Source organism: Gimesia algae (assembly GCF_007746795.1).
GTDB classification, from domain to species: Bacteria; Planctomycetota; Planctomycetia; order Planctomycetales; family Planctomycetaceae; genus Gimesia; species Gimesia algae.
In genome coordinates this window covers 7,578,340-7,591,847 of the sequence record NZ_CP036343.1, presented here as the reverse complement: position 1 = coordinate 7,591,847, position 13,508 = coordinate 7,578,340, and the positions used below count along the sequence as shown (strand labels likewise).

Genomic DNA, 13,508 nt, shown 5'->3' with positions numbered 1-13,508 from the left:
CAGAAGTATCCAGGTAAGAATCAGAGCCCCATTCTTTGCGATTCAGCATCCCCACACTTCTGCCGAACATGCATTTCTAGAATGCGAAAGGACGAGTCTCATGCAACGTCATCACGTCAGAGTTCGTGGCTTTACCCTGATTGAGTTACTGGTGGTGATTGCCATCATTGCCATTCTGATTGCGCTCCTGTTACCGGCCGTCCAACAGGCGCGGGAAGCCGCCCGCCGCAGTACCTGCAAAAACAATCTGAAACAACTGGGCCTGGCAATTCACAATTATCATGAAACGCATCGTGTGTTTCCTCCCGGATACTGTGGCGATCCGAGCAACAGTTGCTCGTCGGTGGATGCTGCTAATAATGGCTGGGGCTGGGGCGCTTTTATCCTGCCGTTTATTGATCAGTCGAATCTGTATAATCAACTCGGTGTCGGCCAGATTAAACAGGCTGTGTGCAGCGTTCCTTCCGGAACACAGGCCGCTACGACGGTGGGCAGTGCCGATTTGCAAAAGACAGCCATTCCCGTTTACATCTGCCCGACGGCAACCGATCCGTCGATTAATCCAGGCCGCGTTTCCGGAGGACATGCCAAATCAAACTATGCGGGTGTCGCAGGCATCGACTGGACCGGAGTTGATGCTACGACAGGTTTCAAAGCCATTTTTGTTGACGGAACAAAACATGTAACGCGGTTGCGCGATTTTATCGATGGTTCGAGCAACACCTTTGCGATTGGCGAAAAGTATCGACGCGATATTGACGGAACCTTAACCACCCAGGTCGCAGGGGAATACTATGGAGCTGTCTGGGTGGGGATTGCCCCTGATGTCCGCGCAGCCAATGTGGTCGGGCAGTTGGCACCGACCGGATCGTCTTACGCCGTGAACGGCGGCTCCGTGAATGCGTTTGCCAGTCAGCATACCGGCGGCGCTCACTTTTTATTCATTGATGGACGGGTTCAGTTTATCAGTGAGAATATGGACCAGGACAAACTGTCTGCGATTGCGACAGGAAATGATGGTAAAATTGCCAACATCGAGTAATCGACGAGCCAGTGCTGCAGAAATTCACTTCACTGGTTTGGCGTTCACAATCACTCTCGTACAAAAACAATCTCAATCACAGCAGGCGCATCTATGAGAAGAAGATTGAAAACAGCTCTGTTCGTCCTCCTGCCGAGCCTGTTCATTTCCGCATGCAGTTCCCGGCCGGATGATCAACCGGATCTGGGCCGCGTGAAAGGACTGGTCACGTTGGACAGCGCGCCACTGGCAGGAGTGCTGGTGCAGTATACCCCTGAGGAAGGTCGCGGCTCGCAATCTCTGACGGACAAGGATGGACGATATGAATTGATGTATGTGTATCCCACCATGGGGGCGAAGGTGGGCCAGCATACTGTCATCATCAGTACTCCTCCCGTTGATGATTCCGATCCGGAGGCCCCGAAGGTAAAGGAAGTGGTGCCGGAAAAATATCGAAAAAATTCGATTCTGAAGGCAGACGTCAAAGCAGGAGAGAACGATATCAGTTTTGACCTGCAAACCAGGTAAAGTGAAATTCAGATACGCAGCAAGGAACGACTTATGCCGTGGACATCAAAGTTTATCACTTCAGCCTTACTCGTATTACTGTGCTTTTCCATTTGGGACCGCGAACTGAAATCAACTGCAGGAGGCGATCAGAGACCAGCGGCCGCTCCAGACGCAGGTTATTTTACTCCCGCGCAGCCGATTCCCGTTTCCAAAAAACGGCAGTACGGGCAACTTGGCAGGGGGGAAGATTATCGATCCATCGTCGTGGGTGCAGCCGATGTGTTTGGATCGGGTCCTTATGACCTGTTTGTATTCCCCGACAGGCTGTTTCCGTTTCGAGGCTTTGACGACCATGGCGCGCCCCGCTATGGGAAGCCGGTCAAAATCACAGGCTCCGCGTTGAACGGGACGGTTTTTACAGGTCCCGATAAAACGATCTACGGCCTGTTTGCAGCGGGAAAGAAAATTCGCCTCTGCAGATTTGATCGCGATAAAAAAGAATTTCAGCAGCAGGCGCTCTCACCAGAGCTGGATCTGCCTGGCGGCATGGGGCGGGCACTGGCCGGGTTTATTGACTCGCAGGGACACTTCAACGTTTATTTTTCGATAGCCGATGGAAACAGTTACCGTCCGCCCGGCGATCATCATGCGGCTTCTTACATTCCTTACGATGGTGCCGGTTTCTGGCGCGGCAATATTACACGTCGCCAGTTGTACCACGCCAAATTTGATTCATTGAACCTGAAACATGTGGAAACCGTTTCACGTGTGGGGCAGGGGCCCGGAGAATTCCTGTTTAACCTGGGAGGCATGGCGATTGTCAATCCGGGAGCAGACCAGCCGCCGGCACTGGTGACCAGTGAAAAACTGGGTGTGTTCCGCTACTTCGAGATCGATCCGCAGACCGGCAGCCTCTCCCTGCAAAAACTGGTCAACGACCAGAACCATGTCGGATTACGGCATCCCGTGATTAATGCGAATCTGTGTGCCGTTCCTGATCCGGAAACGGGACGTTCTCATCTGATCGTCGGTGACACGGGGCGGGTCTGGTTCTACCCCTGTTCCGGCCAGCTCACTTCGAATGGTTCACCGATTTATGAATCACCCCATCCCGTGATGAGAGAAGACGCACACCTCTGTCTGGGAGAATTGCCTGTCATCAGTCCGGGAGATGTGGACGGCGATGGTCTGACGGATCTGATTGTGGGTAATGACGCGGGGCAACTCTTGTTTGTCAAAAATATCGGCGATCAGACGTGTGTCGAGTTCGATCAGCCTCAGTCGGTTTCAGTGGGAGGCAAACCGCTGGACATCAAAGCCGGTTACCGCGGTTCGATCCAGGGGCCCGGCGAGGGGATGTGGGGCTATACCTGCCCGACCCTTTATGACTGGAACGGCGACGGGCGACTGGACGTGATTTTGAACAGCATCATGGCAGATTACATGCTGTTACTGCAGGAGCCGTCGGGCACCGCAATTGCGTTCTCAGAGCCGAAGCCCCTGTATTGTGATGGCCTGCAGATGCATCTCGCCTGGCGAAGTCAGCCAGCCATCACAGACTGGGGCATCCAGGATCGTCTCTGTCTGATTGCCCTGGACGAGCAGAACCTGTTACGACAGTTCTGGCGGATCGACAATCAGAATGTTGAGCGTGGCGAATTATTGAAGTTAAAAGATGGTTCGCCGATTACCGCCAATGTGGATGAAGCCGCCGGCCAGACCGGACGCGCCAAGCTGGTGGCCCATGATTGGGATCAGGATGGGAAAATTGATCTCTTGATCGGCGCATCCCGTGGCCTGTCGTTCCCTGCTTCGAAGATATCCTATCTGCCCAGTGGTTATTTACTGACGCGACAGGCTTCGGTACTGTTTTTACGTAACATCGGCAGTAACGCTGAACCGGTCTTTGATTATGTCAAACAGCTCGATTTTCATGGAAAACGAATCGGGTTGGGCATTCATTCCTGCTCTCCCGCGCCGGTTGACTTTGGTCGTGGCGTGATCGATTTATTCGTGGGAACCGAAAATGGAACGATCCACTATTACCCGCGCGAAACACTGTCGATCTCCACTCTCCCATACTGATGGGATTGACTGGGGATGTGTGGCACCCGTCTCGCGCTGCCGGCTCGATGTCGGATCCACAGTTGGGAAACAGAAACAGACCCGCAACCAGGGTGGCGCGGGTCCGTTTTGCATGCATGATTTATTAAAAACCCCTGGCCGGGTAAAACCCGACCAGAGAGGGATGGTTTACCTTTTCAAATCGACTTAGCGATTGTGACGTCCGTTGTGGTTGCGATCATTCCGGCCGTGGTCGTATCGATCATGGTCAAAGCGATCGTGACGATCATTGTTGTACTTGTAGTCGTTTTTGTAGTTACTGTACTTGTTGTTGTAGTAAGACGAAGTGTAGTTCGTCACAGGACGGTATGTATTGAACAGCCCGGTGTAAGAGCTGTTGTAACGATTCACAGCAGGATTGTACGGAGTGAACAACGGTCGGGTATTCAGGTAGCTGCTGTTGTAGCTTGAATAGGAATTGTTATTCCAGTTCCGGCTCGCTGTGGAATTGTACCGTGAATCATACCGTGAATTGTAAGTTGTCGGTGTGTTGTACTTTGAATTGTAGTAGCTGCTGGTGCCGCAGAACGGAGTGGCAGCAAATGAAGTGCTGCTGACCAAAGTAACGGCTGCCATAGCTGCGATTGCGAGTGTGAAATTTTTCATCATTATCTCCCTTAATGGTTTTAAGTTTTTAAAAGTGGCTTTTTTGTTTTCAAGTGATTCACTTGTTGTTGATGAAAGAGTACTAATGCAGCTACCGTGCCATAAAAATGCGGAATGTCTCTAAGTCTATGTTATATTAGGAGATAAAAAATATTGACGTGTCGTGCTATTGATTCGACGTGTTGTCAAAAATGCAATATTGTAGAATTTATTACAATCAATATGACTACATGTTGTCGTCGGACGTGTTGTCGAAGTGATGTTTTGGGTGGGGTGTGGGAGGAAAATCAATAAGCGGGAGTAAGCCTGTAAGCCGGGTTATGTCGAGAGTGGCCATTTATCTGGGACAGCAGTTGCCTGCTGCCTCGCGCGACCGACCCGGAAGTCATAACGGATCGGGCCGATCCGTGTTCTGGCGAACCAGAACTGCTCCCTGCTTGGTCTTGCACCCGGTGGGGTTTACCTAGCCAGACCGGTCACCCGGCCTGCTGGTGCGCTCTTACCGCACCGTTTCACCCTTACCTGGCCAGCGAACTGGCCCGGCGGTTTGCTTTCTGTTGCACTTTCCCTGTCCTCGCGGACGGTGGGCGTTACCCACCACCGTGCCCTGTGGAGCCCGGACTTTCCTCCACGAATTCCGAAGAATCCGCAGCGACCACTCAGCCGACTCCCGCTATTGAATCATCCAGTATAGAGTAAGTCGTCCCCTTGAACTATCCCCAAAATCTGACTTTTCTCAAGAGAAGGGCTTTATAATGTGTGGCCAGCAGTATAGATTAAAGCCATGCGGGCACTTCATGATCTTTTGGTAAACAATATGTAGCAGAGGCACCAGGAAGTCAGAATGTTAGGTGAACTAAACCCGTGTGGAGGCGGCGACCCGATTCCGCTGCTGTCTGAAGTCTTATTGATTGGCCGCCGCAGTAAATGTGACATCACACTGCAGTTTCCCAATATATCTTCACATCATTGCCAGCTGGAATTCCTCAACGGTTACTGGCGCGTCCGTGATATGAACAGCCGCAACGGGATCAAAGTCAATGGTGACCGTTGCGATATCAAGTGGCTGCTGCCGGGAGATCGACTCTCGATTGCCAAACACGATTTTGATATCAATTACACACCCCAGTCCGATGAACCGCCACCGGAAGAAGATAACCCGTTCGAAATGAGCCTGATGGAAAAAGCGGGTCTTGTCAAGCGGGAAAAACGTCCGGAGCGTCCGATGGCACCACCGGCAAACAAACCTGCCAAGATTGAGCTGCCGGAAGATGAATCTCAGATGACCGACGATGAACTCGGATTGAAATTTCTCATCGATCAGGATGATGAGCAGGACAGTTCAGCATGAATTTTGATCAGCAGGCGATGGAACCAGTACTGTAGTGGCTAAGAAAAAAGGAAAAAAAATCCGGGTTGCGTTCAAAAAGAACCGTCAGAAAAAGGTTCGGAAGAATAAACTCGCCAGCCATCAGATCGACGAGCAGGTCGATTCGCAGTACCGGGATGCCAGCGAGCGACTGACGGGCAAAGGTGATCTCACCCGCCATCGCACCGTAATGGGGGTCGAGCATGAAACCGAGGATGGCACCGAGATCGTCATCGACATTGACGAACAGAACTGCATCCCGGGCCGCGTAATCCGCTCACAGGGCTTGAACTCGGTTGTGCAGGTGGAAGATGGCACGCGCTATGAATGTACCATCAGGCGGCTGGTGCGCACCATGTCCCGCGATGACCGCAATGCTGTCGTCGCCGGCGACCATGTGCTGATCCGACCCGAAGGCGATGAACACCAGGCGGTCATCGAACGCGTTGAGCCGCGACGCTCCTACCTCTCGCGGGGCAGTAAACGTCGCGAACATATCCTTGTCAGCAATATTGACCAGGCGGTGATCGTGGTCTCCGCCGACGATCCGCCGCTCAAACCCTCACTGATTGACCGCTTCCTGATCAGTTCCGAAAAAGGTAACATCCACTCCATCATCTGCATCAATAAAATCGACCTGGTTGATCCAGTCGACTTCCAGCCGTTGATCGGCGTGTATGCACAGATGGGGTACGACATCGTGTTAACCAGCGTGACAGAGGGAACTGGCATCCCGCGGCTGCGATCGCTGCTCAAAGGCAAACAGAGTGTATTTTCTGGCCAGAGTGGCGTGGGGAAGTCATCGTTGCTCAACCAGATCGATGAGCGGCTGCTGCTGGAGACGGCTGAAATCAGCCAGGAAAATCGTAAGGGGCGGCACACCACCCGTTTCGCCGTCCTGCTCGAAATTTCCACCGGCGGCTGGGTGGTCGACACTCCGGGGATTCGTCAGCTGGAGCTGTGGGATGTGATCCCCGCAGAAGTCGAAGGCTTCTTCCGCGACTTCATCCCGTTTGTGACCCAGTGCCGCTTTCCGGATTGCTCGCACACGCATGAAACCGATTGTGGCGTGAAACGCGCCGTCGCCCATGATTTCATTTCCCGTCAGCGTTATCAGAGTTATCTCAAAATTATCGCCGGCGACGAGCCACGCCCCGTTTATCATCAGTAAGAAGTGATGTCAGGCCTTGTGAGTGACGCCAGCGCACAGCGTTCAATCGCAAAATTCTTCGCTCAGCCGTTGATCCTCCTTCCCGTCTGGCTTAGACTCAGAGCTGCTTTTTAAGTAACGTTAAGTATCGCGCTGCTTGCAGCGTCCGCGAATTCCTGCCTGAACTTCTCCCGATGGAAAGCCGTTCCGATGAAATCGAAAACTCTCGTTCCCGTGTGTGTGGTGGCCGTGGTACTAATGGGTCTGTACCTGATTCCTCCTGCTGCATCCCAGTCCCAGACGACTTCGCAGCCCGAGTCTTCCCGCGTCAATGCCAGCAAAACCGTATTGGAATTAGGTGTCAAAGGAGATGGCATCACCGATGACTCCGCCGCCATTCAGAAGTTAGTTGACGCTTCGGTCGGCTCGCTGCGATTTCCCTCGGGCCAGTATCGCTTCACCAAACCGGTCGTCATCGATTTGACGAAGGTCGGACCGACATCCATTTCCGGTGATGGCACGGCGACGATTCTAATGGAAGGCGCGGGCCCTGCGTTTCATTTTATTGGCACACATAACGGAACCGCGAGTCCGAAAACCGTCCAGCCGGTTGTCTGGGAAAAGGAACGGACGCCGATGATCGACGGCATCGAAATCGTCGGCAAACATCCGGAAGCAATCGGAGTGGCGGCGTCGAAAACCATGCAGATCAACATCACTCGCCTGGTAGTACGCAAGGCGCTGCACGGAATTCATTTGTATGAACGGAACCGCAATGTCTCTATTGATAATTGTCATCTGTATGAAAATGAAGGGGTCGGCATTTATCTGGAAAAGCTGAACCTGCATCAGATCAACATTTCCGATTCGCATATCAGCTACAACAAACAGGGCGGAATTGTGGTTCGCGAGAGTGAGATCCGCAATATTCAAATCGGCAACTGCGACATTGAAGGTAACATGGGACAGGAAACAGAGCCGACGGCCAATATCCTGTTCGACATTTCTAAAGGCTCACTGCGCGAAGGCGCCATCTTCGGCTGTACGATTCAGCATACCAACGACGCACCCGATTCTGCCAACGTCCGCTTTATCGGCAACGGTCCCGAAGATCCCCGCAAGGTGGGTAACTTCGCGATCGCCGACAATTCCATGAGTGATGTCGCCGTCAATATTCACCTCAAGCATGCCCGCGGCATCACGATTACCGGCAATACACTCTGGCAGGCGTACGAACACAATCTGCTGGTGGAAGATTCGTCTCATATTGTGCTCGGATCCAATCTGCTGGACCGCAACCCTGATTACCGGGCAAAAACCAAAGATGCGAACGTTTTCAAAGACTGCACCGATTGCACGCTCAACGCGCTGAATATTCTGGCGACCCGGGGCGTTCCCGCCGGTCTGATCCTGGAAAACTGCGCGAGAATGAACATCACGAACTGTTCAATCCGACAATGTCAGAACGGTGGCATCCTGCTGTCAAACGTCAAGCAGTCCCGCATTTCCGACTGCCTGATTACCGAAGGCGAGAAAAATTTCGCGATCCGCGTTACCGGTGGCCAGGAGATTCAGATCACCGATAACCTGGTTTCGGGCAGTATCGATGTCGGCCCGGGTACGGAAGTCTCAAATACCATGACCGTGTATTAAGCGGCCTCCTGCTCGCTGCGCCAACCCCGGATTGCATCGCGGCTTAGCCATTTCTTTCGTGAGGTTTCGTGTTTTTCGTGGTAGAAAATATAAGAGAGCAGGTTTTCTCGTGCTCACGCCACCGTCGTCGATTCCCCGGGCAGGATGCCGGCCAGCAGGTTGCCGGCGGTCCGTCCGGATTCGAATCGCATCAGGACAATGCGGATCGCAGCGGTGATCGGGACCGCCAGAATCGCACCGATGGGCCCCCAGAGCAGGGTCCAGAAGGAAAGGGCCAGCAGGACGGTTACCGGATGCAGTTGCAGGCCTTCCCCCATCAGTTTAGGTTCGATCCCGTTGCCGATGGTCATTTGAATCGCGCCTGGAATCAGAATTACGCCGGCAATCGTCCAGGGACTGTCAGAGAACTGTGCAAACGCAACCGGCAGCGGCAACAGCGTCGCGATTACCGAACCGACAGACGGAATGAAGTTCAGCAGAAAGGTCAGGATCGCAAATACCAGCGCGAGTTCCAGCCCAAACAGTTTCAAAGTGAATCCGACGAGGATGGCTGTAATCATTGACAGCACGAGTTTCGTCGAAATATAGCTGCGAATTTTCTGTTCAATCTCAAAGTAGATCACATTTTTCACGACCGCATTCGGGTTGCGTCCCGCCAGTAGAAAGATTACGAAAATTGCCACAAAAAAGGAGGTCGTGGTAAAGTTCAGCGCTGACTGCATGGTGCTGACGGCGATCGATTTTAATGAGTCTCGCATATAGTCAATGGTTGCTTTTTTGAGCGTATCCAGATCAATGCCCATTTTCTGGAACCAGCCGGTCTCCGGTTTTTCGGCAACCAGCGGTTCAGAGGCGTCAGCTTTAATGACAGGAGGTACTTCCGGACTGGGCTCTTTCTGGTCAATGTCTTGAAACTGTGGTTCCGCTTTTTCCTCTACTGGTTGTGTCTCGGGGAGATCATCGGCTTCTTTGGCGGCCTCAAAGGCAGAGTTGATAAAGATGCCGAACTTTTCGCTGTATTGAGTTTCTGCTTTGTAGATCACCTGCTGTGTGGAATAAATCAGGGTCATGCAGATTAAAAAGCCGAAAGATAATACCAGCAGCAGCGTCAGAGAAATCGCGATGATCTGAGGCAGTTTCCATTTCAAAACCAGCAGGTCGACCATGGGAGTGACGATCGTTGCGATGAAAATCGCAATCACAAACGGGATCAGAACTGCCTGGGTAATGTAAAATACACCTGCCAGCGCGATGATGGACAGCAGCAACAGACAGCCTGTGATGACCTTGGCTTGCTCATCCGATGGTTGCAGGGGAGTTGACATGAAAGATGCCCTTTGCGGATTGGTACTTTTTCTGTTCGTGACGTTGGGTCGGCGCGCCGGAAAACGTCGCTGACTTCAAACGGCGTATGCGCACGATACTGGGAAACAGAGAAACTGCAAAGAGAAAAATGCCGTTAACGGCTGATTTGTCGCATGTATCTGAGAAATTGCTGATCGAGCTGGTTCAGATCCTCGCCAAAGACAGACTGAAAGTCTTTGAGTCGTGCTGCGGGAGTAGACCAGATTAGCGGCTGGCGGGCCGCGATCAGGTGCAGATACTCTTCATAGAGCCGACGTTTGGTTTTGATCAGGAAGTAAGTGAAGGCCCAGGCTTCCGCATAGGTGTCGAGCAGGGACTCGGCTTCCTGGAACCGCTGGTCAGAGGAGATCAGTGTCTGCAGCGAGTCGGCTGGTCTGCGGGAACGCGCGTAATCCTGAAACTGTCTTAATCGCCAGGGATTCGGTTTGCCCACGGTTCGCCAGCCGGTTTTGCTTTTCAGGTCGGGGGTTTCAAAATACGTCGCCATGCCTTCGGTGAGCCAGAGCGGGTTATCGGCGAAACGAGTATGCAGTCCCACATTAAATGCGATCTGATGCGTGCATTCATGGATGACGGTGGCGACATTGAACGGCGACTTGCGCAGTTTGAACAGAATGTCGGCGTCTGTGTAAGCCGGGCGTTCATTCGGAGCTGCTGTCAGGTCGTAGAGCACCATCCGGTTCGATTGAATCGAATAGAAGCCGTGCGTGGCGGCGGCACCGTCGCCCAGCAGCTGGCTCGCGTACTGTTCGAAGTTCGCGCGATCCTTGAAGATGACCGCGATCAATGGGACTTCCGGCTCATGCAGTGGATGCGCCTTGTCATCCCAGTAGTTATGCAGGACCATATAGAGGCGTTCGAACAGATAACCGCACCACTGCGAATAGCGTTTGCCCGCCTGGCTGCAGATGGTGAAATGTTTGGTCTGAGTGACGGTGAAATCATCGCCGAATTCGGCTTTTAACTGCTTTTCGAGTTCACTCGCATCCAGGGGGGTGAACTCGCGATCCAGAGGCCGTTTGCTTTTGAGTTGCTCAGGCGTCGCCGTCAACAGTCGGCCGTCGCGGGTCAGCATCACGACACCTCCATCCTGGGCCTGCAGAATCTGGGCGGCTTCGAGGGTCTGTTCCCGTTTCATGTCATCCGTAAACGTGAATTCAAACAGAGGGGGGGCGGTCTTCTCCGTTTTGGTGGGACTCTGAGCAGAAACCAGGCCGCCATCAGAAAGACAGCACAGACTCAGACAGTAGATTATCGTGCGCAGGAGAGAACTTACGCTCAGCAGCGAAAGTGGAATGTTCAAATCTCTCCGGGCCATATTGGTCTTTCTGCGCAGAAAGGAATCGAGAGCGCATCACATGTAACCATAGCGTCTCTCACTCTAAGTTACTCGTCCCAACTGGTCTTGCAGACGCTACAGTCAAACTGGACACAGTTTGATACTTCCAGAATAGAGGAGAGCAGGGTTGAAGTCGATCCCTATTTTTTCGCCAGCTTGTCTTTGGCATCCTCATCGGTGATCGTCAGATAAATCACATTCGATGCATAATTTGTAGTAATCGAAAAAGTGATTCCCACCCGTGCCATCGCGGCGAACGGAAAACGTTTGACAGGCGTTGCCTTTTTGGAGGCTTCAATAATCAAAGTCCCTTCCAGTGTCTCGCCGGCCAGACGGGTTTTGCTTTTCTTGGAAAGTGTAACGCCGGGCGGCAGCTGCTGACCGAATTTGGAACGGAAATACTCGAAGGCGGTCGCCAGTACTATGGGATCTTTATAAGCTTCGCTGCGTTTAACCTTCACTTTGATCTCAGCAGATTCACCCGGTTTCAACACGATTTCGCTGGGAGTCGCGGTCACTTCAAGGATGTCCAGTGGCTTCGTCACACCTACAATCGAGGTGTTGATCGGCCAGCGTGCCTGTCCGCCACCACGCGACTGAATTTCACAGGTGATGCGACCTGCGCGGACGATTTCCTGCTCTTTGCCATCAGGGCCTTTTACTTTGGCTTTGCCAGAGATCTTGACCAGCGAAGCGTTGATGGGAGCATCTTTCCCTGCTTTCAGAATCAGGCCACAGTCATTCACTCCAGACGGCAGTGTAACCGGTTCAAAGGTGACCCCCTTGGGTAGCCCTTCGATATTCAATTCAATCGGACCATCAAAACCATTCAGGCGTTTGACGCGTGCGAACCACATCATGTTCGTCCCCGGTGCAATCTGGGCATAATAGTATTCGCCACCGACTTGAAAATCAGGGCCACTCAATTCAGCCGTCAGATGATAGGCAAAACGATCGCCGCCCCGGTCGTGCAGATCACGGAGTGTTACGTAATACTCGCCGTCTGCAGGAGCCAGAAAGTGGAAGTCAACGTCTTTCATCTGCAGACCATCGTCGGCTTCGACATTCGCACCGCCGTTCACAAAGACCCGATTCGCTTTACCTTTGGAGTCGAGAACTTCCATCACGCAATCCAGCGGCAGGTCGATGCGGTTCGACATCAGCTGGAAAGAATAGTATTGCCCTTTTTTTGCTTTGAAGGAGAAGAACTGTGTCTGCTCGGCTTCCGTGATCTGGCCACTGACTCCCATCGGGAACGTCAGCGGAAAGGCGGTTTTCATCGAGGTATTCGTGTCAGCGGCAACCGCCTGAGGATGCTCACTGATCAGCGTCCAGACGGCATTGGTCTTGCCGGCCGGTGTGTTAAATGTCCGTTTGGCCCAGCCCGTTTCTTTGGTCTCTTTCGCAGAGAAGCTGGCTTTGGTATGTCCCTGTAATGCATAACCTTCGAGAGCAACTTCCGTCTCTTTTCCCTTCTGAACTGCCAGGGGCATGGTATGAGTCGCGTAAGGACCATCGCTGACTTCAATGCAGTAGGCATATTTGCCGGAACCCACATAGCGGGTATCACGGATTTCGAAGACATACTCACCATCGGCTGGCAATTTGAAAGAAATCAGCGAATCCGATTTGATGAAGTTATCGTTCTGAGCAATAATCTGTTTCTGAGGGCCATATAATGTCAGGATCGAATCCATCAGGTACACATTGGAAGTCTGCATGGTGTGAATGGCTTCCGTGACGCGCTGGGCATAAACTTCCAGCGTAATCTGCTGCCCCTTTTTCCCTTTGAATTTAAAGCAGTCCATGTCTTCAGACTTCTCAACGATACCACAGACGGTTGAGGGAACCGTGATTTCCTGCGCGGTGTCAAACGTGTTGTTGTCTTTCTTTTCCTCTTCTTCGATGACAGGGTAGGGTGTGACCAGCAAATGCGTGACACTGGAGACCGCCTGATCGGTTGCCACGCGGCATTCATAGACGCGTGCGGCTTGATCTTTCGGGACTTCGATATCAAATGCAAAAGGAGTTCCCGCTGATCCACGACCACGCCTTGGGGCCGCTTTGGGCTTCGGCTCGGCAAAGGTCATCTTGATACCAGGCTGATCAAAAAAGACCGAGTGGGTATTATCCAGAGTATAGCTGGCGTGCAACTGAATCTTGCGTTTGTCACCCTGCTGGACGGCTGCGGGTTTGAACGTCACCAGCTGTCGGAAACCAATTTTTGCAGGGGGCGGTGTCTGCTTGTCATCGGCGGCTTTGAGCCTGGCGGGGGTGATGACGAACAGGCTTATGGTCAGTAGTGAGTAAAGTATGCAACGCATCGAACAGTCCTGATTAGATCAATAAGAGTGCCTGATCAGCAGAGACG

The 13,508-nt window shown here is 52.5% G+C and carries 10 protein-coding genes and 1 other RNA gene; 6 read left to right on the top strand and 5 right to left on the bottom strand.

Annotated elements, in window-relative coordinates; all coding sequences use genetic code 11:
- The first annotated feature begins 100 nt into the window (after positions 1-100).
- The 3 genes from Pan161_RS28800 to Pan161_RS28790 all read left to right on the top strand — a co-directional run bounded on the left by Pan161_RS28800 (position 101) and on the right by Pan161_RS28790 (position 3,616).
- A complete protein-coding gene (locus tag Pan161_RS28800; RefSeq protein WP_145232166.1) occupies positions 101-1,042 on the top strand; it encodes a DUF1559 domain-containing protein in 942 nt (313 codons plus the stop codon).
- A 93-nt stretch (positions 1,043-1,135) separates the two neighbouring features.
- Positions 1,136-1,549, top strand: a complete 414-nt coding sequence (locus tag Pan161_RS28795; protein ID WP_145232165.1) for a transthyretin-like family protein — start codon at positions 1,136-1,138, stop codon at positions 1,547-1,549.
- Positions 1,550-1,582: 33 nt separating this feature from the next.
- Positions 1,583-3,616 carry an FG-GAP repeat domain-containing protein gene (locus Pan161_RS28790; protein ID WP_145232164.1) on the top strand — a complete coding sequence of 678 codons (2,034 nt, stop codon included), beginning with the start codon at positions 1,583-1,585 and terminating at the stop codon, positions 3,614-3,616.
- A gap of 186 nt (positions 3,617-3,802) precedes the next feature.
- On the opposite strand, the gene Pan161_RS28785 is transcribed toward Pan161_RS28790, so the two are convergent.
- Together Pan161_RS28785 and rnpB are read right to left on the bottom strand one after the other, a co-directional pair.
- Entirely contained in the window at positions 3,803-4,264 is a 462-nt protein-coding gene (locus tag Pan161_RS28785) for a hypothetical protein (RefSeq protein ID WP_145232163.1), read from the bottom strand.
- A 290-nt stretch (positions 4,265-4,554) separates the two neighbouring features.
- Positions 4,555-4,932, bottom strand: an RNA gene (rnpB, locus tag Pan161_RS28780) — RNase P RNA component class A.
- A 173-nt stretch (positions 4,933-5,105) separates the two neighbouring features.
- On the opposite strand from rnpB, the gene Pan161_RS28775 reads away from it, so the two are divergent.
- The 3 genes from Pan161_RS28775 to Pan161_RS28765 all read left to right on the top strand — a co-directional run bounded on the left by Pan161_RS28775 (position 5,106) and on the right by Pan161_RS28765 (position 8,433).
- The gene (locus Pan161_RS28775; protein WP_145232162.1) at positions 5,106-5,612 is read left to right on the top strand and encodes an FHA domain-containing protein; all 507 of its coding nucleotides are present in this window, start codon (positions 5,106-5,108) and stop codon (positions 5,610-5,612) included.
- A 34-nt stretch (positions 5,613-5,646) separates the two neighbouring features.
- Entirely contained in the window at positions 5,647-6,801 is a 1,155-nt protein-coding gene (rsgA, locus tag Pan161_RS28770; RefSeq protein ID WP_145232161.1) for a ribosome small subunit-dependent GTPase A, read from the top strand.
- 189 nt (positions 6,802-6,990) lie between these two features.
- A complete protein-coding gene (locus tag Pan161_RS28765; protein ID WP_145232160.1) occupies positions 6,991-8,433 on the top strand; it encodes a right-handed parallel beta-helix repeat-containing protein in 1,443 nt (480 codons plus the stop codon).
- A 113-nt stretch (positions 8,434-8,546) separates the two neighbouring features.
- Here the strand turns inward: Pan161_RS28765 and Pan161_RS28760 are convergent, their stop codons facing one another.
- From Pan161_RS28760 to Pan161_RS28750, 3 genes are all read right to left on the bottom strand, one after another.
- Positions 8,547-9,758, bottom strand: a complete 1,212-nt coding sequence (locus Pan161_RS28760; protein WP_145232159.1) for an AI-2E family transporter — start codon at positions 9,756-9,758, stop codon at positions 8,547-8,549.
- 134 nt (positions 9,759-9,892) lie between these two features.
- The gene (locus tag Pan161_RS28755; RefSeq protein WP_145232158.1) at positions 9,893-11,116 is read right to left on the bottom strand and encodes a DUF1570 domain-containing protein; all 1,224 of its coding nucleotides are present in this window, start codon (positions 11,114-11,116) and stop codon (positions 9,893-9,895) included.
- Between the two features lie 161 nt (positions 11,117-11,277).
- Positions 11,278-13,461 (bottom strand): COG1470 family protein, encoded by a 2,184-nt coding sequence (locus Pan161_RS28750; RefSeq protein ID WP_145232157.1) that lies wholly within the window; start codon positions 13,459-13,461, stop codon positions 11,278-11,280.
- Positions 13,462-13,508: the final 47 nt, after the last annotated feature.